Source organism: Austwickia sp. (genome assembly GCA_016699675.1).
In the GTDB taxonomy this organism is placed as follows: Bacteria; Actinomycetota; Actinomycetes; order Actinomycetales; family Dermatophilaceae; genus Austwickia.
This window is the reverse complement of sequence record CP064985.1, coordinates 1,477,981-1,497,512: the sequence shown is the minus strand read 5'-3', so window position 1 is coordinate 1,497,512 and position 19,532 is coordinate 1,477,981. Positions and strand designations below refer to the sequence as shown.

15 protein-coding genes are annotated in these 19,532 nt (G+C 71.6%); 14 read left to right on the top strand and 1 reads right to left on the bottom strand.

The genetic code is table 11. The annotated features are described in order from the left end of the window. Nucleotides 1-223: 223 nt before the first annotated feature. The 3 genes from IPK37_06855 to IPK37_06845 all read left to right on the top strand — a co-directional run bounded on the left by IPK37_06855 (nt 224) and on the right by IPK37_06845 (nt 2,581). On the top strand, nt 224-1,357 hold the full coding sequence (locus IPK37_06855) for a glycosyltransferase family 2 protein (GenBank protein QQS02722.1): 1,134 nt from the start codon (nt 224-226) through the stop codon (nt 1,355-1,357). A 4-nt stretch (nt 1,358-1,361) separates the two neighbouring features. Next, nucleotides 1,362-1,703, top strand: a complete 342-nt coding sequence (locus IPK37_06850) for a hypothetical protein (protein ID QQS02076.1) — start codon at nt 1,362-1,364, stop codon at nt 1,701-1,703. A gap of 188 nt (nt 1,704-1,891) precedes the next feature. Beyond that, nucleotides 1,892-2,581: a polysaccharide deacetylase family protein gene (locus tag IPK37_06845; protein ID QQS02075.1), complete on the top strand. Its 690-nt coding sequence runs from the start codon at nt 1,892-1,894 to the stop codon at nt 2,579-2,581. 145 nt (nt 2,582-2,726) lie between these two features. On the opposite strand, the gene IPK37_06840 is transcribed toward IPK37_06845, so the two are convergent. Further along, nucleotides 2,727-3,800 (bottom strand): glycoside hydrolase family 16 protein, encoded by a 1,074-nt coding sequence (locus IPK37_06840; protein QQS02074.1) that lies wholly within the window; start codon nt 3,798-3,800, stop codon nt 2,727-2,729. 542 nt (nt 3,801-4,342) lie between these two features. Between IPK37_06840 and IPK37_06835 the strand changes: the two genes are divergently transcribed. From IPK37_06835 to IPK37_06785, 11 genes are all read left to right on the top strand, one after another. Then, nucleotides 4,343-5,464, top strand: coding sequence for a glycosyltransferase family 2 protein (locus IPK37_06835; GenBank protein ID QQS02073.1), 1,122 nt, complete (start codon nt 4,343-4,345; stop codon nt 5,462-5,464). A 217-nt stretch (nt 5,465-5,681) separates the two neighbouring features. After that, nucleotides 5,682-6,872 carry a glycosyltransferase family 4 protein gene (locus IPK37_06830; protein ID QQS02072.1) on the top strand — a complete coding sequence of 397 codons (1,191 nt, stop codon included), beginning with the start codon at nt 5,682-5,684 and terminating at the stop codon, nt 6,870-6,872. Then, nucleotides 6,872-7,681 carry a polysaccharide deacetylase family protein gene (locus IPK37_06825; GenBank protein ID QQS02071.1) on the top strand — a complete coding sequence of 270 codons (810 nt, stop codon included), beginning with the start codon at nt 6,872-6,874 and terminating at the stop codon, nt 7,679-7,681. Before IPK37_06830 ends, IPK37_06825 begins: the two co-directional genes overlap by 1 nt. Before the next feature lie 262 nt (nt 7,682-7,943). Continuing rightward, complete coding sequence (locus IPK37_06820) at nt 7,944-9,632, top strand: GMC family oxidoreductase N-terminal domain-containing protein (protein ID QQS02070.1); 1,689 nt, start codon at nt 7,944-7,946, stop codon at nt 9,630-9,632. A gap of 264 nt (nt 9,633-9,896) precedes the next feature. After that, complete coding sequence (locus IPK37_06815; GenBank protein ID QQS02069.1) at nt 9,897-10,703, top strand: glycosyltransferase family 2 protein; 807 nt, start codon at nt 9,897-9,899, stop codon at nt 10,701-10,703. Between the two features lie 37 nt (nt 10,704-10,740). Continuing rightward, nucleotides 10,741-12,015 (top strand): hypothetical protein, encoded by a 1,275-nt coding sequence (locus IPK37_06810; GenBank protein ID QQS02068.1) that lies wholly within the window; start codon nt 10,741-10,743, stop codon nt 12,013-12,015. A 93-nt stretch (nt 12,016-12,108) separates the two neighbouring features. Beyond that, nucleotides 12,109-14,304: a hypothetical protein gene (locus tag IPK37_06805; protein ID QQS02067.1), complete on the top strand. Its 2,196-nt coding sequence runs from the start codon at nt 12,109-12,111 to the stop codon at nt 14,302-14,304. Beyond that, nucleotides 14,202-15,566, top strand: coding sequence for a hypothetical protein (locus tag IPK37_06800; GenBank protein ID QQS02066.1), 1,365 nt, complete (start codon nt 14,202-14,204; stop codon nt 15,564-15,566). Before IPK37_06805 ends, IPK37_06800 begins: the two co-directional genes overlap by 103 nt. Then, nucleotides 15,559-16,677 (top strand): hypothetical protein, encoded by a 1,119-nt coding sequence (locus IPK37_06795; GenBank protein ID QQS02065.1) that lies wholly within the window; start codon nt 15,559-15,561, stop codon nt 16,675-16,677. The genes IPK37_06800 and IPK37_06795 overlap by 8 nt, the downstream gene beginning before the upstream one ends. A 5-nt stretch (nt 16,678-16,682) precedes the next feature. After that, nucleotides 16,683-17,864 carry a glycosyltransferase gene (locus tag IPK37_06790; GenBank protein QQS02064.1) on the top strand — a complete coding sequence of 394 codons (1,182 nt, stop codon included), beginning with the start codon at nt 16,683-16,685 and terminating at the stop codon, nt 17,862-17,864. 131 nt (nt 17,865-17,995) lie between these two features. Next, complete coding sequence (locus IPK37_06785) at nt 17,996-19,177, top strand: cellulase family glycosylhydrolase (GenBank protein QQS02063.1); 1,182 nt, start codon at nt 17,996-17,998, stop codon at nt 19,175-19,177. Nucleotides 19,178-19,532: the final 355 nt, after the last annotated feature.

Below are 19,532 nucleotides of genomic sequence, written 5' to 3'. Positions count from 1 at the left end.
ATTCTTTGGCTTAGCGTGGCTGACGGTTGCGACATGCCGAGAACCTCGGGGGGTTCACCGGCGCGCCCGATCACCACGAAGCTGCAACGCCCGGGGGATCGAGCGGTACGCCGTCGCCGACGTCCTGCGTCGGCAGCGGTGGTCGCCTGTACACGGCGACGCGATGTCGCTTGCGGACCGCGACGACGCGGTCTCACCCGCTGAACCCCTCAACCGCGTGACGATGACGCACGCCGGTTCGGGGTGTCCTCGGCGGTCCCCTGTCCCTCCATCAGAGAGCTCCGTCTTGACGACCCGAGTCCTCGCACTCATTCCTGCCCACAACGAACAAGTGATCATCGGCCAGGCCATCACGGCACTGCACGAGCAGAGCCGGCCGCCGGAGCGCATCGTTGTCGTCGCCGACAACTGCACCGACGACACCGTGCGCATCGCGCGCGACCTCGGCGCGGAGGTCTTCGAGACCGTCGGGAACGTCCACAAGAAGGGCGGCGCGCTCAACCAGGCGCTCGACGCACTGCTGCCCGACCTCGGCGAAGGCGATTTCGTCTTCGTCCAGGACGCGGACTCGGTGGTTCGGCGGGACTTCCTGCACAACGCCGAGGCGTGGTTCACCCGCAAGCCCAACCTGGGCGCCCTCGGTGGCACGTTCCGTGCGCTGCCGTTCGCGACCGATGCCGGCTGGCAGGAGCGGCTGCTGTGGCGGCTGCAGGACAACGAGTACGCCCGCTACCAGCGCGACGTCGAGCGACTCAACGGCAAGTGCCTGGTGGTGACGGGCACGGCGGCGCTGTTCAAGGCCGCCACCCTGCGCCACGTCCAGGCCGAGCGCGGCCGCCGGCTGCCCATGGGCGGGGGCGGGATCTACGACACCACGGTCCTCACCGAGGACAACGAGATCTCGTTCGCGATCATGCACCTCGGCTACGACCTGCTGGCCCCGCACGACTGCCTGCTGGAGACCGACGCCATGCAGAGCTGGAAGGACCTCTACAACCAGCGGCTGCGCTGGAAGCGGGGGGCCGTCGAGAACTGCGTGCAGTACGGCCTGACCCTCATCACCCTCCCCTACTGGGGACGGCAGCTCCTGACCATGGCCGGGGTGATCGTCACCGCCCTCTACCTGGCCTCCCTGGTGTGGTCCGGCACGGTCGGCGGCGGCATCCACATCCACCCGTTCTGGATCTGGGTGACGGGGATCTTCGTCGTCGAACGGTTCGTCACGGTCAGCAAGAAGGGAGTCAAGGAACAAGTCCTCGCCGCCTCGATGTGGGAGATCCCCTTCGAGATGTTCCTCTCATTCGTCCATGCCGACGCGTATGTCAAGGCCCTCACACGACAGAAGAAGGTTTGGTGACCTGATGTACAACAACTACTCGATCGCCGGCGCCAGCATCGCCGCGCCGACCAGCGCCTCGTTCCTCCCGCTCGACTTCCCGCTGGGCCCCTCGACCGAGCCGTTCTGGCTGCTCCTGGGCGGTTTCGCCATCTTCGCGGCGCTGTCCGCGGCCAAGCGGATCGCCCCCACGTGGACCCAGCTCGTCGGCTCCACCACGCCGTCCGCGGTCACCGAGGCAGCGTCGGACGCCCCCGTCCAGGCCTCCGCTGAAGCGGACGTCGAGGGCGCCGGCGACCACGACGCGACCCGGGCCGCCGGGCGGCACCGCGCGCCCGCACGGACCCGGACCCGGGTCTTCGCCTGAGGCAGCGGAGCTCGATCGGGGTGCGACGGGGGTCGCAGGGAGCAGACAGGGGCCGGGCGGCCGCAGTGAGCGGCGCCCTGGCCCTGGCCCTGTGTGCCGGATTCGTGGGCGGCTGGGCCACCCGCGGAACCGTCGACGCGACCCCGTCCAACGCAAACCAGGGAACGGCATCCGCTGCTAGTCGGCGGGTGCCGTTCGCCGCGTCCATGACGGCCCGCTGCCCCGCGCCGACCCCGATCGTCAACATCGCTGCGCCGGCCCGCGTCGCCGCCTTGACCTTCGACGACGGTCCCAGCGTGGATACCACCGACGCGATCCTGGCGATCCTGCGGCAGAAGCAGGTCAAGGTCACGTTCTTCGAGACCGGCGAGCACACGGCCGCGCACCCCGAACTGGTGGCCAAGGTGGCCGCCGCTGGGCACGCCGTCGGCAGCCACTCGTGGAACCACCCCCGCCTGTCGACGCTGACCGAGGCCGACCTCACGGCCCAGCTGGAGAGCTCGACCGCTGCGGTCGCCGACGCCATCGGTCAAGACGTGTGCCTCATGCGGCCCCCGTTCGGGGACGCCAATCCCTCCGTGGACGCGACCATCGCCCGCCTGCGGCTCACCAAGGTGGGCTGGACCGACAACCCCATCGACTGGGAGAACCCCAGCGCCGCAGAACTCACCCGACGCGTCGTCGCCGCCGCGGACGGCCACCCGATGATCCTGCTGCTCCACGAGCACGGGAAAGAGGACCCGCAACAGGTCGGTCCGTCGCCGACCGTCCAGGCGCTCGGCGACATCGTCGACGGCCTCAAACGCGCCGGCTACAGCTTCGTGCAGGTCGACGGGCGGCCGTTCCCGACCGACCCGCCGCCGGGCCGCCCGCGCTGAGGCGCGTGCCCGCGCCGTCACCACGCGCGGCGCTCGCTCGCCGATTCCCGCAACCATGGTGACGAGAAATCAGCACGGTAGGGGCTCCGTGGGAGCACGCCCTACGGCGTACGGCGTACGGCGTACGGCGTTGGCAGCGGCCGCGTCAGCGGTACATCGCCACGTAGTCGACGACCAACTCCGCCGGGAACTGAGTGGTCGCCGCCGGGTCGCCCGGCCACTTGCCGCCGACCGCCAGGTTCAGGATCACGTGCATGGGCTTGTCGAAGACCCACTCGGCGGCCCCGACGTCGGCGCGGTTGACCTGGTGATACACGTTGCCGTCCACGGAGAACTGCACCCCCGTCGAGGTCCACTCCATCGCGAAGGTGTGGAAGTCGTCGTGGTAGGTGACGCCCTCCGGGAGCCGGTACGGCGCCGTGAGCCCGGCGAGCACGTATCCCGGCCCGTGGATCGACGACCAGATCTCGCTGGGCCAATCGCCGACGAGCTCCATGATGTCGGCCTCGCCGCACTGCGGGTAGCCCGCCGTGTCGAGGTTGTCGCCCAGCATCCAGAACGCCGGCCAGACGCCCTTGCCGATCGGCGTCTTGAGCCGAGCCTCGACCCGGCCGCTGTTCGCCGTCACCTTCTTCGCGGTGGTCAACCGGGCTGACGTGTATTGGCACGGCCCGTACCAGCACGTTCCCGCCGACTCCTTGCGGGCCGTGATGACGAGGTTGCCCTGGCCGTCGACGGCCGCGTTCTTGCCGCCGGACTGGTACAGCTGCAGCTCCTGGTTGCCCCAGCCCTCGCCGCCGGACAGCTCGGTCCACCACGCCGGGTTGACGCGGCTTCCGGCGGGGCCGTCGAAGTCGTCGCGCCACACGAGGGTGGGCGCGGTGCTGGGCGGTGGCGTCACGGTGGTCGGCGTGGGCGTCGGCGTCGGGCTGGGCGAGGGCGTCGCCGTCGGCGTGGGCGTGGGTGTCGGCGTCGGCTTGGGACGCTTCCTGGTCGCCAGCCTACGGGTCGTCCGGCCGGCGGCGACGAAGCGGGTCCCGTCGGGGGAGGACGTGGCGAGCGCGGGTGCGGCGCCGGCCGGCAGCGGTACGTCGAGAGCCGCGACATCCGTGGCCTCGAGGGCGGCAGGCGTCGACACGGCGTACGCCGTCCCGGGGCCCAGACTCAGCACCACGGCGGAGCACATGAACGCCGCGCGGGCGCCACGGGACATCTTCACGGACGTTCCCTTCCAGGGGGCGAGACGCGGCCCGCGGACGTGATGGGGGCGGGACGCGTCGATGCCGTGCGGGAAGGGCGCCCGGCGGGGCGGTTTGCGTAGATCCAGTCGTCCGTCCGACGGCCGATCTGAGGCCGTGCGGGGCCCGTGGGCAGCGGCCGGGAATTCACCCCGATGCGTGCGAAATTGGGCTCCTCGCAGACCCCAAACGACCCGGGATGTGAGACAAATCACACCGCGCCACGACCATTGCGTACCCCGTTAAGCCACACCGATATTGGCTGATCAGAGGCCTATTCTGGCCCGATCTCGGCTTGAGTTATGCCGAATGGGACTGTCTACTGGACGTGCGACCCAGACAGTCGACCACCAGCGTCGAGGGGGGTTTGGGCGCAGTCATTGGGGACATCAGAACGGCCGTTCGCCATTGGGTGGCGCGCGGGGGGAACGTTCTGCACGCCGACGGGGGAACGTCGGCAACTGGGGAATGAATGGGGGGATTATTCGTGGCCGATTTCACGCGCTCCGGAGTGCTTCCGGGGATGAGCGGATCGACCGAAAACCACGCATCGCCGTACGCCCCGCACGAGGCGGCCCGCGAGCAGCTACCCGCCAGCGGCGGGCGCACGAGCAACATCACCGTCGTCGTGTGCGTCTACGACATGGCCCGGCTCCGCGAGATCGACCTGTGCCTGGCCTCGCTCCGCCGCCAGACGCTGGCACCCGCCGAGGTCGTCGTGGTCGTCGACGGCTGTGAGCCGCTGGCCGCGGCCCTCATGGACCGCTACCGCGACATCACCCTGGTGCCGCTCCCCGAGAACCAAGGCCTGTCCGCCGCCCGCAACGCCGGGCTGGCCCGCGTGCACACGCCGTGGGTCGCCTTCCTGGACGACGACGCGTACGCCGAGCCCGACTGGCTGGCCCAGCTGGCCGAGGCGCACGCCGACACCGGCGCCGTGGGCGTCGGCGGCTGGGTCGAGCCGGTGTTCGTCGAGGGCCGGCCCCGCTGGTTCCCCAGCGAGCTGCTCTGGACCGTGGGCTGCTCGCACGCCGGGCTGCCGACCGAGCGCACCGTCGTCCGCAACGTCTTCGGCGGCTGCGCCATGATGGCGACCGACGCGCTCAAGGACCACGGGGGCTACGACGAGAGCGTCGGCCGCAAGGGCGACGACGCGCGCGGCGGCGAAGAGGCGGACCTCTGCCTGCGCATCCGCGAGGCCGTCCCGGACGCGCAGTTCGTCCTGGAGCCGAGCGCGGTCATCCACCACCACGTCCCGGGCAACCGCAGCCGCGTCGGCTACGTGATGAAGCGCTGCCACGCCGACGGCAAGGCCAAGGCCGGGATGGCTGCCCGGCTGGGCGCCGACTCGCTGACCAGCGAGACCGCCTTCGTGCGGGACTTCGTGCCCCGCGTGCTCGGCCTGGTGGCCCGGGCCCGCGTCGCCGCGGCCTTCGTCCTCCTCCTCGGCATGACGGTGGCGGCCTTCGGCTTCGCCATGGGCCTGCTCGCGTTGCGCCTGCGGCCGGCCAAGCCGGCCCTGGGGCGTCCCGGGCGTCGGGCCGCTGCGGCCGCGCCGGACGCCGAGGCGCGGACCCGCGGGTCAGCGCACGCCTCGGCCTCTCCCCCCACGCGCTCCGCCGATCCGGCGTACAGCGCTTCCTGACCAGCGTCGCACGGCACCGCGCGCGCCGACCTTCGTCACGCGTCGGGACGGTCGCGGACGGGACTGCTTGCCGCAGCAAGCGTGGCCTGCCCTCGCCGTGTCGCTGATCGCGACGCCATGCGACGTACCCCTATTCCGCGGTGCCAGCCGCGACGCCCCTCGCGCGATCGAGAAACCTCGGCGCGCCCAGGCCAGACCGACATCCGAAGGACAGCAGATGACCAGCACGGAGTTCGTCGCTACCGACGTCAACGGCAACAGCACCTCGCCAGCACGCGACGCCGAGCCGTTCAAGATCCTCATGGTGGCCCACAAGTACCTGCCGGACGTGGGCGGCATCGAGAAGCACGTCAACGAGGTCGCCAAGCGGATCAACGCCGACCCCCGCTTCGAGGTCACGATCCTCACGACCGACGTGTCGGGGACCCGCCCGAAGGACGAGTACCTGGACGGCATCCGCACCCTGCGCGTGCCCGCCTACCCCAAGACGAAGGACTACTACTTCGCCCCCGAGGTCGCCCGCATCGCCGCCGACGGCGACTGGGACCTCGTCCACCAGCAGGGCATCCACACCGCGGTGCCGCCGACCACGATGCTCGCGGCGGCCCGGGCGAAGATCCCGTACGTCGTGACGTTCCACACCGGCGGTCACAGCCTCGGCCACCGCAACGCCGCGCGCGGCGCCCAGTGGCGCCTCCTCGCCCCGCTGCTGCGCCGCGCCGACGCCCTCATCGGCGTCAGCCACTTCGAGGCCGACCTCGTCGCCTCGCAGGCGGGCATCACGCCCAGCCGGGTCGAGGTCATCCGCAACGGCGGCGGGCTCACCGCCCTGCCGCAGCGCCCCGAGACCGTGCCGGGCCTCATCATCTCCTCCGGTCGGCTCGTGCCCTACAAGGGCCACCAGCGCGTCATCGAGGCGCTGCCGGACGTGCTGCGCTCCGAGCCCCGCGCCCGCCTGCTGATCCTCGGCGCCGGCGACCAGAGCAGCAACGAGCCGCAGCTGCGCGAGCTCGCCGCCAAGCTCGGCGTCGCCGACAAGGTCGAGATCACCTCCCTGCCGCCGGACGACCGGACCGCGATGGCCGAGGCGCTGTGCAAGGCCGACGTGTTCGTGTCGCTGTCGGAGTACGAGGCACACCCGGTCGCCGTCATGGAGGCCCTGTCGCTCGGTTGCACCGTCGTCGGCCTGGAGGTCGCCGGGGTGGGCGAGCTCGTCCAGGAGGGCTGGGTCCGGGGGATCCCGGAGAGCGCCAGCCCCGCGGACGTCGCGCACGGTCTGCTGTCGGCCATGTCCACCGGCCCGACCGCCGACCCGGAGCAGCTGCCCACCTGGGACACCAGCGCCGAGGGCCTGCGCGACATCTACCTGAAGATCCGCGCCCGCGCCGCGCGCCGCCAGGGCCGCTGATGGCCGACCCCCGCAGCGCAACCGTCACGTCGGAGTCGACGCCGCTGCCCATCCTCATGTACCACTCCGTGCCCGCGGACGGAGACGGTACGCCGTTGGCCGTCCCGCGGGCCCGGGTCCGTGAGCAGTGGCGCGCCCTCGTCGCCGACGGCTGGCGACTGGCGGGGGTGACCGAGGCCCTCACGGCCAGGGATCGCGACCCGAACGCCCGGATCGTGGCGCTGACCTTCGACGACGCGCTTGACGACTTCGACGCGGTGCCCGACCTCCTCGCGGAGGTCGGGGGCTCGGCCACCGTCTACGTGCCCACCGCGCTGGTGGGCCGGACGGCGGAGAGCATGCGCTACGCGGGGTCGGTGCTCGACTGGGCCCGCCTGGAGGCGCTGCCCGAGTCGGTCGAGATCGGCAGCCACGGGCACCGGCACCTGCCGCTCGACCTGTTCGGGCGGCGCCCGCTGGCGCGGGAGCTGCGGCTGTCGGCCGAGCTCCTGCAGCAGCACCTGGGTCGCCGGCCCGTCTCGTTCTGCTACCCGCACGGCTACGCCGGCCGGTCCACCCGGCAGGCGGTGCGTGACGCGGGGTTCAGCTCGGCGTGCGTGATCGGGCGCCGGCTCGCGCGGCCGGGGGTGGACGACCCCCTCGCGCTGCCGCGCCTGCACGTCCTGCCGGAGCACGACGCCGCGGCGATCGTCGCCGCGGTGCGCGCGGACCGTACGCCGCTCGCCGCGCGCGTCCGGGACGCCCTGCAACCGGGCTGGCGGCTGGCCCGCCGCTCGGTCTACCGGACGACGCGCGTCGTGCTCACCTAGCGGGGGCGGCAGCGCCCATGCCCGACATAACACCGCAACCATGGTTGCAGGGTTACGTCATTTCGTCACCATGGTTGCAGGATTATGTCGCGCGACAGTGCGATATCGGCGGAAACTGAATAGATACAAAGGTCGAGAATGCAGTTGGACAGGCGTCTAGATCTCGACCGACAATGAAGAGGGGCCCACGTCGCCATTCTGGGGAGAATGCGACAGCTTGACCGGGCTCATGGGGATTCTGGGGAAGGATCGGGGAAATACCATGCGTAACAATCGGCAGCGGGAGTTCGACTACATCATCGCGGGCGGCGGCTCGGCTGGCTGCGTCGTGGCTGGTCGGCTCGCTGACAGCGGGGCATCCGTGTTGTTGCTGGAGGCGGGCCGGGGGGACAGCAACCCGCTGATCCACATTCCGGCGGGCATCGGCGTCCTGAACAACGAAAACTACGAATGGCCGCTGCACTCGGTGCCGCAGAAGCACTGCGTGGGCCAGCGCGTCGAATTGCGCCAGGCGAAGGTGATCGGCGGCGGCGGCTCCATTAATGCGCAGGTCTTCACCCGCGGCGCCCCCGTCGATTTCGACACGTGGGAAAGTGAATTCGGTGCGCACGGTTGGTCGCACGCCGACGTCGCCCCGGTCTACCGCCGCTACGAGCGCAACGCCCGCTTCGCCGACGAGTTCCACGGCGTCGACGGCCCGCTCGGGGTCTCCGACCAGATCGACCCGCACCCGCTGTCGCTCGCGTTCGTGCGCGCCGGCCAGGAGGCCGGCCTGCCGTTCAACGCTGACTTCAACGGGGCCCGCCAGCACGGTGTCGGCTTCTACCAGCGCACCACCTGGAACAGCCTGCGTAACAGCACCAGTTCGGCCTACCTCGGCCGGACCCGGCGCCCCCGCAACCTCACGGTGGCGACGCACGCCCAGGTCATGCGGATCGGCATCCACCAGGGCCGGGCGCGCACGGTCGAGGCGCTCGTGCGCGGCCGCCGTACGACGTACCGCGCGAGCCACGAGATCATCCTGTCGGCGGGCGCTTACCTGTCCCCGCACCTGCTCAACCTGAGCGGCATCGGCGACCCGGAGGTCCTGCGGGCCGCGGGCATCCCGGTCGTGCACGAGCTGGTCGGCGTCGGCAAGAACCTGCAGGACCACCCGCGGGTCGACATGTGCTACTCGATCAAGCCGGGCAACTCCATGGACCGCTACCGGCTGCCGATCCCGGGGGCGATGGCGGTGGCGCAGTACGCCGCGCACCGCCGCGGGCCGCTGCAGTCGACGCTGGCTGAGGCGGGGGCGTTCGCGTACGTCGACGCCGACGCGCCGGCGCCCGACCAGCAGCTGCACTTCGTCCCGGCGATGACGAACGACTTCCGCCGGCAGGCGGGCTACCGCACCGGCCACGGCGTGGGCGTCGACGTCTACACGCTGCGCCCGACCTCCCGCGGCTCGGTGACGACGATCAGCTCCGACCCGACGCAGCTCCCGCTGCTCGACCCGAACTTCCTGGCCACGGAATACGACGTCCGCCAGATGATCGGGGGGACCAAGATCATGCGCGAGATCATGGCGCAGCCGTCGATGGCCCAGCTGGTGGACGAGGAGTTCCTCTACGGCTTCGACGAGCTGCGCACCGACGCGGACTACGAGCGGTTCGTCAAGACGCACATCGTCAGCGCTTGCCACCCCACCGGCACCTGCTCCATGGGCACCGGCGCGATGGCCGTCGTCGACCCGCAGCTGCGGGTCCACGGCATCGAGGGCCTGCGGGTCGCCGACGCCTCCGTCATGCCAACGGTGCCGAGCTGCAACACGCAGGCGCCGACCGTCATGGTGGGCGAGCGGTGCGCCGACTTCGTGCTCGGCGTCAGGACGCCGGCACCGGCGCGACCGGCCGCCCGGCAGCTCGCCGTCACCGCGCCGCCGCGCAGCGACGCCCTCGCCGGGCACTAGCCAAGACCTCCCTCCCCCCAGAGCCGCACGGCCGGCCGACCCCCGTCGGACGGCACGCGGCAGCAGGCGGAGCAGCCGTCCCGCAGGGTGCGGTTTCCGCCGCCTCGGTGCCAGGGACCCCCACCTGGCACCGAGGCACCCAGACCACCGCAGCGATGCGATGACCAGCACGACCCTCAGCACGACTGAGCACCACGAGAACAACCCGTAGTTCATCCGCAGCACGTCATCCGCAGCAACCGGCGAAACGAGGAAGAGAATCCCATGCGCAGAGATCGGACAACCGGACCGGTGAAGGTGAGCATCGTGGTACCGGTCCTTAACGAGGCCCGCAACCTCGAGGTCATCCTCCCGAAGCTCCCCGCCGTCCACCAGGTCGTCCTCGTCGACGGCCGGTCCACGGACGACACCGTCGCGACCGCCCGCCGGGTCATGCCCGACATCACCGTGGTGACGCAGACGCGGCGCGGCAAGGGCAACGCCCTCGCCTGCGGCTTCGAGGCCTCGACCGGCGACATCATCGTCATGTTCGACGCCGACTGCTCCGCCGACCCGGCCGAGATCCCCGCGTTCGTCGACGCGCTCGTCGCCGGCGCCGACTTCGCCAAGGGGACCCGCTACGCACACCAGGGCGGTTCCCACGACCTGACGTTGCTGCGCTCGATGGGCAACCGCGGCCTGAACGGGCTGGCGAACGTGCTGATGGGCACGCGGTACACCGACCTGTGCTACGGCTACAACGCGTTCTGGCGGGACATCCTGCCGGCGCTGAACCTGCCGAGCAGCCGGGTGCGCACCATCGACCCCGACGCCCGCCTGTGGGGCGACGGCTTCGAGATCGAAACGCTGCTCGCCTGCCGGGTCACCGCGGCCGGCCTGCGCGTCGCCGAGGTCCCGAGTGTGGAGCAGCCCCGCCTGTTCGGCGAGAGCAACCTCAACACCTGGGGCGACGGGGCCCGGGTGCTGCGCACGATCATCGCCGAGAAGCGGCAGATGCACGCGCGTCGCCGTGGCTCGGACGTCGCTACCAACGAGCCCGCGACGCAGCGCGCCGCGGCGACGAGCGCCTGACCGGCGCCCACATCGGGACGGGACAAGGACACCAGCCATGTACGACCAGCTGATCGCGCCGGCCACCGCGGCCGAGGCGGACCGCATCCTGGCCTCCTGGGGAGCCCAGCACGTCCGTCCGCTGGAGTCCCGCAACGCCACCTGGCCCGAGCCGCTGGTGCAGATCTGGGGCGACCTGGTTGCGCTCACGCGCGATAAGGTCGCCCAGCGGGCCCGCCGGCTGGTGCGTCGCCCGGACTTTCGGCACGTGGTCCGGTTGCTCGACATGCGCGGCCGGCGCGCCGCCGATGTCCCGACGGACCGGCTCGATGAGCTGATCGACGCCCTCGTCGTCGAGGCGGGGCTGCCCTGGAGCGCCGGACCCGAGGCGATCGCCCAGCACGAGTTGGGTCGCGAGCTGGCGGTCCTGCCGTTCCGCATCGTGGTTGGTGATCGGTACGTCGCCATCCGCTTCAGCCACGCCTTCGGGGACCTGTACGCCGAGACCCGGGCGCTCCTTCCCCTCCTCCTGGCCGACGCCGACGAACCGGTGCCCGCGCCGGTGCCGGCGCCGCTGATCCGCGCCTTGGCGCACACCGTCACTCGCCACCCCGCCAAGGTCCTGGCCGCATTTCGGGCGGACCGCTGGGCGCCGCCGGCAACGTTTGCCGACGGCCCCGCACAGCTGTGGCGGCGCGAGCTCTGTTTCGCGACCAGCGAGGACGGCTGGCTCGACGACCTGACCGCGCGGCTCGACCCGGCGCGGGTTTCGGTGGGGGGGTGGCTGACCGCCGCGATGCACCGCGCGACGCGGGAGGTCGGCATCGCCGCCCACCCGGGCGCTCTCGTCGTGGTCGATTGTCGGCGGTATCTCCCGGCCGGGGCGCGGCACCTGTCGGGGAACTTCGTTGCGGGGAGCTTCCTGACGGTGGCCGATCCGACGGATCCGGTCCAGACCACCGCGGCCATTCGCGAGTACGCAGCCTCGGCGCGGCCCCTTCTCGCGATGGCGGCCAGCCGCCGCTCGGATGGTCGCCGGGCTCGTGCGGACCAGCCGCACCGCGACCAGCTCCCGGATCCGGATGGGCGCGCCTACCTGGGGCTTTCGCACACCACGCGGGTGCCCTGGCCGTCTCGGACGGTTCCGCCGGCCGGGTGCGCCTTCAACGTGCCGACCCCGATCGGACCCGACGGGATCGCTGCGGTGACGATGGGCGTCGGGGGACGTCTTTCGGTCTCGCTGGCGTATCGCGAAGGCCAGTACGACCGGGCGGCCATTGAGCACGTCGCCGGGGCACTGACCGGCGCTCCGGCCGCTATCAGGGCGAGGTAGCCCGCTGGGCAGACCGCGGGACGGAACGCAACACAACGGGGAACAGCGCCGGTGGGGGGACCAACGGCGAGTGGGGGATGGGAGAACAGCGCGATGAGCGCGAACAGTCACGTCATGGAGCGAACCATGCAGCCGCCGGAGCCCGAAGGGGGAGCCGGCGCGGGCGACCCGCTAGCGGACGGAGGCGGCGGGCCCGCGGCCACGCCCCGGCCGCCGCAGTCGCGGATGTCCGGATGGCTGGGTCACCAGCTCGGCCGGCTGCTGGCCATCAGCGCCTCGCTGGTGTCGACGTATGTCATCACCGGTGGGCTGGGGCTGCTGTTCTGGGCCATCGCCGCGCGCCGGCTCAGCATCGCCGAGGTCGGCGTCGCCGGGGCCGCCATCGCCCTGATGTCCCTCTTGGGCGGGCTCGGCAGCCTCGGGCTGGGTGCGCTGCTCATCCAGAAGATCCCGCAGACCCCGCAACCGCACCGACGCGTGCTCGTGCGCTCCAGCCTGGCGCTTGCGGCCGCGACCAGCTTCGTGTTGACGCTACTGGTGGCGACCGGCGTGGCCCACCTGTCCGATGCGCCGGCCCTGCGGTCCCTGACGGACTCGCCGTTGAAGATCGGCATGCTCGCGGCGGGCACCGCCTTGGCCACCGTCGGCATGATCCTCGACCAGGCCGTGCTGGTGCTCGGCGTCGGCACGCTGCAGATGAAGCGCAACACGGTCGCGAGCGTCGCGAAGATCGTTGCCCTGTTCGCCATGCCGAGCGCGCTCGGCGGCATGGCGGTCTTTGCGGCCTGGACGATCGGCATCGCGCTGTCACTGCTCGTCATCGTCCACGGCACCCGCGGCGGCCGGGCACTCGAGGAGCCCACCAACAAGCTCGTCGACCTCGCCGTCATTCGCCAGCACGCCCGCGCCGTCGCCGGGAACTACGCCCTGAGCACGATGCTCATCATTCCGTTGCAGATGCTGCCGATCATCTGCAGCGTGGTGCTCAGCCAGCGTGACAACGGCCTGTTCACCGCCACCCTGCGCATCTCCGAGATCTGTTTCGTCTTGCCGTACTCCCTCTCCATCGGCCTGTTCGCCGCCTCCGCGGGCAGCCCCCGCAGCGTCCTGCGGCAGATGCGGGTCACCCTGCCGATGGCGCTGGCAATCTGCGGCGCCGCGGCCATCGTCGCGTTCTTCGGCGCACCGCTGCTGTTGTCGCTGTTCGGCTCGGCGTACTCCGCCGAGGCTGCCACGATCCTGCGCCTGGTCGTGCTGGCGTCGATCGGCTTCGCGGTCAAGGACCACTTCGTGGCCTTCAAGCGCGTCCAGGAGCGCACCGGCTCCGCCGCCGTGTTCTTCTTCGTCTTCACCCTGATCGAGCTTGTCGCGGCGACTGCCGGCGCCAAGGTCGCCGGCCTGGCGGGCTTGGTCTCGTTCTGGCTCGCGGTCGTTGCGGTCCAGGCCGTGATCATGCTGACGCTGCTGTTCCGCGAGGACCGGCGCTCCCGCGGGACCTCGGATGACGCCCCCGCTGCGGACGACGTACCGGCTGCTGCAGTGGACGACGTACCGCCGCTCGCCACAGCTGCCGCGGCGGACGATGTACCGCCGCTCCCAACAGCCGGGGCAGCCGCCGTACCCGCCGCCGCAGCCGACGCACGGCTGTCCGCGGCAAGCGACGCCGCGCCAGTCGCGCCCGGTGACGCGAAGCGCGTGTCCGCCAAGGCTGCGGCCCGGCACGCCGCGGCCGATGAGGACAACGTGATCAGCCGTTTCATCAATCGGCAGGGGCTGGGATTCCCCCTGCTGGTCATCGCCGTCGGGTTGGCGATCTTCACCGTCGGGATCGACCAGGCCCGGGCCATGCACACCGGCACCGGGATGGCGCTCTACCTGGCCGGCCTGGCGCTGCTCATCGTGCCCGCCGTGGGCGCGGCGCTGCTGCCGGGCCTGACCGACCCGTTCCGCCGCTGGGTCCCCATCGCCATGCTCGTGGCGTTGCAGCTGACGCGGTTCATCCAGTTCCCGCACCACTTCACCGATCACGACGAACTCGCGCACGCGGCCAACCTGGAACACCTGATGACGACGGGCGAGCTGTACGGCGCCAACCCGATCCTGCCGGTGACGGCCTCCTACCCGGGCTGGCCACCGCGGCCGGGGCGGTGGCGCAGCTCACCGGGCTGTCGGAGCACACCAGCGGCATGGTCGTCACGTTCATCGCCCGCGTCATCTTCGCGGCCGCGATCTACGGCGTCGCCGCAACCGCCGCACGATCCGCCCGGGTCGGCGGGGTCGCCGTGGTGATCTACGCCTGCGCCCCGCAGACGCTGCTGTTCAACTCGCAGTACGCCTACCAGACCCTCGCCCTGCCGTTGGCGCTGTTCGCGGTGTACCTCGTGGCGCGGCGCCACGCCGACGGCGTCGGCGGTCTCGTGGCCCCGATGCTCACCGTCGGCGCGGTCGCGCTCACCCACCACCTGACGTCGATCGCCCTCCTGGGGATCTTCGGCCTCTGGTGGCTGTTGACGCTGGTCCGGCGTCGGCGTACAGACCGGTGGGGACGCCGCGTCGGCGAGCTCTCGCTCATGGTGGTGGCGACAGCGGCGGCCATCGTGGGAGTCGCGCTGATGCCGGGCAACGTCATGACGACGTACCTGGGCAGCGCGTTCCAGAACGCCGTCGCCTCCGGGATGGCGGCCCTGTCCGCGGGCGAGACGAAGACCCTGTTCGTCAACCCGGCCGGCCTGACCAGCTCGCTCGCGGAGAAGCTCGCGATGGCCGGCTCGATCGCCCTAACCGGCCTGGGCCTCCTGTTCGGGTGGTGGCACGCGCGCACCTGGTTGCGACGCCGCAACGCCGCCCTAGGCCTGCTCCTCATCGCCCTCTCCGCCGTGTTCGTGCTCGAACCGCTGGGCCACGTGGTGCAGAGCACCGCGGAGATCGCCGACCGGTCCACCAGCTACGCCTTCCTGGGCATCGGGTTCGTGCTCGGCCTATGGGCGTGGTCGCGGCGCATGACGGTACGCCGGTTCGTGGTGCTCGGCACCGCCGCGGTGGTCATGTTCGCCGGCGGGGTGATGCTTGGCGCGGGCCCGATGGTGATGCAGGTGCCTGGCGGCTACTTCGTCGGCGCCGACCACCGCACCGTGGACCGCGACAACATCGCCGCCTCTGAGTGGATGCGGACCGAGATGCCCACGGGTAGCCGGGTCTTCGCCGACCGCGTCGGGATGCTGCTGGCCGCCGGCGTCGGCGCCGAACCGCTCACCCAGATCGGCACCGGGGTGGACGCCAGCGACCTGCTCCTCGCCCCCGGCGTGACGCCCCAGGACTACGCGCTGATCAAGAACCTGAAGGTCGAGTACCTGATGGTCGACGAGCGGGACAGCACCGGCCTGCCCAACCTGGGGATCTACGTGACGGGCGGCGAGTACGGGCTGGCCGATCGCCGCACCCCGGTCCCGCTGTCCACCCTGCGCAAGTTCGCCGGCGTCCCCGGGGCTCAGCAGATCTACACGAACGGCTCGATGAAGATTTACACCCTGAAGGGGGTCAACGGTGGCTGACGAAAGCGCCGTGCGCACCGAAAAGGCGATCGATCCCGAGACCGCCCGCTCCGGCGGCACGGTGACCGATCTCGAGACCCCGCCCGTGGCCGAGACTCGGGAGGAGACTCGGACCGGGGCCTCGACCGCGGCCGGGTTTGTGGACGCGATCGAGACGCCGTCGGCGACCTCCGAGTCGGGCCTCGATCCCGCGTCGACGGCGGATCCCATGGGCGCTCGCTCGCGCTGGGCACCCTCGGCTGGCCTGCGGCTCTGGGTGCCGTTGGCCGTGGTCGCGGCCGCCGTTGCGGCGACCATGCTGCAGGCCGGACCGGCCGTGCAGGTGCCCCTGTGGGTGGCCGCAGCCGTGGGAGTGGCACTGGTCTTTCGTACCGAGGCCCTCGACCTGCTGACCCGCAGCCTCGGCCTCGGCGCGGTCGCCGTCATCCTCCTCGGACCGCTGCTGCAGGCCTTCGGGATCAAGCTGTGGCACGACGCCTGGGCCCTCGGCGTCGGGGCGCTCGCCGTGGCCGCGATCGTCGTGGGCCACCTCCGCAGCCGCGCGGGCTACCCGTGGCCGGGCCACGCTGCGGGGGACCCGCGTCGCGATCCCGCTCCGGTCAACCGTCGGTCGCTGGTGTGGGGTGGCCTGGCCGCGCTCACGGTCCTGGGCGCCCTCGCCGGAGCTAGCCTCAGCGGCCGCATCGATGCACCGGAGGCGGAGCTGTGGCTGGTCAACCCCGCCGAGGTCCAGGCGGCCGCACCGGCGCAGCCGGGCGCCGGCCAGGTCCCCGCTGGGGCCCCCGCTCAGCCGGCCGCAGCGGCCCCGACCCCCGCGGCGCCGACGCAGGTGCAGGTCGCCGTACGGGCCGCCCAGGCCATCCCCGACGCGCAGCTGATCGTGACGACGCTCGGGCCCTTCGTGGCCGTCCCGTACGCGCCCACACCGACCGGCGCCGGCGCGGCCAAGGGCACCGCGGCCGGACCCGCTGGCGGCGCGCCCACCTTCGCCCTAGCGGCCGGCGAAACCGTGCAGCGTAGCGTGACGATCCCCGCCACGGGGCGCACGGAGATCCGCCTGACCAGCGCCAGCCGCCCGGATCTCGACCGCACCCTGGTGCTGAACCGGTGACGGCCGTGAGCACCTGTCCACGACGCGTCATCCATGTCATCGCCGCCCTCCACGAGGGCGGGGCCGAACGCCAGCTGGAGCTGCTCGCCCCGCGGCAGGACGCGGACGTCTCCGTCATCACCCTGTACGGCGGGGGGGCGGTCGCCGAGGCGCTGCGCGCGAAGGGGATTCCCGTGCTGGAGTTCCCGCTGAGCGCCGGCCCCAAGGCCTTGGCCTGGTTCCGGCTGGCCAAGGTGCTACGTCGCGAACGCCCCGACGTGGTGCACGTCCATCTCCTGGCGTCCCAGCTCTGGGCCATCCCCGCCGCCCGGCTGGCACGGGTGCCGGTGATCGTCAGCACGGAGCACTCCCTCAACGACGAGCTCATCGAGGGTCGCCCGCTGACCGCGTCGTTGCGCGTCGTGTATTGGTGCCTGGCCCGGATGGCCACGATGACCCTGGCGGTGTCTGCGGAGACCGCCGACATCCTGCGCCGGTGGCGGATCGCCGCGGATCGCGTCGAGGTCGTCGACAACGGCATCGACTTCACGGCCATGAGCTTTGACCCGGCCGGCCGCGACCGGGTGCGGGCGGAGTTTGGGATTCCCCCGGAGACCGAACTCATCGGGGCCGTGGGAAGGCTGCACGTCAGCAAGCGGTTTGACGTGCTGCTCCGAGCCGTTCGCCCGGTGCTTAGCCCGTCCCATCGGCTGATGATCGTCGGCGACGGCCCCGAGCGGGAGGCCCTGCACGCGCTCGCCCATGAGCTGGGCCTGACCGACCGGGTGGTTTTCACCGGCGCCCGGGACGACATCCCCGACCTGTACTCGGCCATGGACGCCTTCGTCAGCCCTGGGCTGGCCGAGACGTTTGGATTGGCCATCATCGAGGCGCTGGCTAACGGGTTGCCGACGGTCTATGCCATGTGCCCGGCGCTTGCGCCCCTGCCGCCCCAGCCGAAGGCGCACTGCATGGGGACGCGGGACGGCGCGGCTGCCGAGGAGGACCTGCGGGTCGCGCTGGCCGACGCGCTGGCCCAGACCAAGGCCACCGCCGAGACTCGGGTGGCGCCGCCGGAGCTGGCGCGCCGCTACGGCATCGACATGACGGCCGCGCGACTCGACGAGACCTACCGACGACTCCTCGCGGAGGCCCCTCCCGCAAGGGGGAGTCTGCTCCGGCTACGGCGTACGGCCTCGGCGACGTGAGCCGACCGACGACGACCAGCAGCACCACCATCGACGACGAAGGCAAAGGCACCATGGTTCGGGGGAACACCAGCAGGGTACGACGGGCACACCGCCGGGTCCGGCGCCGTGGGGCGCTGGGGCCGTTGGCTGTGGCGCCACTCTTAGCGGCGCTGGCGGTGGCGGGTTGCGACAGCAACCCCGCCCCAGCGCCCACGACGAGCACGCCGAGCACCGCGGTCTCGAGTTCCAGCACGACCAGTCCGACGGGCGCCACGCCCGGGCGGCCGGCGACCTTCCTCAAGACGCAGGGCACCCAGTTCATGCTGGACGGCCAGGAGTTCCGGTTCTCCGGCTTCAATCTCTTCGACGCCGCAGCCTCGGCGTTCTACGCGTGCGAGCCGCACAACACGATGTCGGACGAGCAGCTGCGCGCCGCGTTCCGGGAGATCAAGGGCAAGTCCGGCGCCAAGGTCGTGCGGTTCTGGGCCTACCAGCCGTTCACCAAGGGGGGCACCGACTTCGCTGGCGTGGACCGCCTGATCAACGCCGCCACGAGCGAGGGCATGCTGGTTATGCCGGTCCTGGAGGACGGGCCGGGCTACTGCACGACCGGCGCCAAGGCCCAGCCGAAGATGAACTGGCAGGACGACACGTACTACACGGAGGGCTACCGCAAACCCTTCGGCAGCGCCTCGCGCAGTCTGCTCGACTACGCCCGTGTCATGGCCGAGCACTACAAGAACGAGCCGACGATCGCCGCCTGGATGATCATGAACGAGGCCGAGACGAAGCGGCGCAGCCCCGACGGCAAGTCGGTGCTCGTGGAGATGGCCCGCACCGTGGCGCGCGAGATCCGCAAGGCCGACCCGAACCACCTGGTTTCGCTCGGCACCCAGGGCAACGGCGCGCCCGGCAACTCCGGCGCGGACTTCCGCGACATCTACAGCCTGCCCGAGATGGACTACGTCGAGGTGCACGACTGGGCCTACTACGGCTCGGACACCGAGGCCATGCCGGGGGCGCTACCGAACGGCGAGCTGCCTGCGGCGGACAGCCCCCAATGCCAGGACAAGGCGGCCAAGATCGCCTGCTCGTTCGCCATCGCCAAGGCGCTGAACAAGCCGCTGGTGGTCGGCGAGATCGGCATCAAGGCCAAGGACAAGGCGGCGATCGAGCGGCGCGCCAAGCTCATGGACGCCAAGATCCAGGCGGCCAAGAAGCACGGCGCCGCCGGCTACCTCATCTGGGAGGTCAACACCTTCGCCAACGAGGGCTACGGGATCGTGCCCGGCTCCGGCGACCCGATTTGGGATGCGCTGGCCCGGTTCTGATGGGGCACAGCGGAGCCCGACGCGGCGGTGCTCCCGGAGCGGGTGCAGCCGCCCCGGGGGGCCTGCGGGTTCGGGACGCGCAAGCTAGCATGTGAGCCACCCTGCGCCCGGAGCGCAGGTTCCGGCGCCCACGGTGACCACGGCGCTTCCCCCCCGGACGTGAGGAGTCACCCATGGCCGCCACCCCTCGCGCTCGCAGCGACGCCGCACCGGCCCCCTGCCGGTGCGGCCACGACGCGTTCGACCACGAGCACTACCGGCGCGGCCGCGAGTGCGGGCGGTGTGAGTGCCCCGCCTATCGGTCCCGGAGTGGTATGCCGGTTCGGGTGGTCGCCGGGCTGCGCACGGCCGTGCG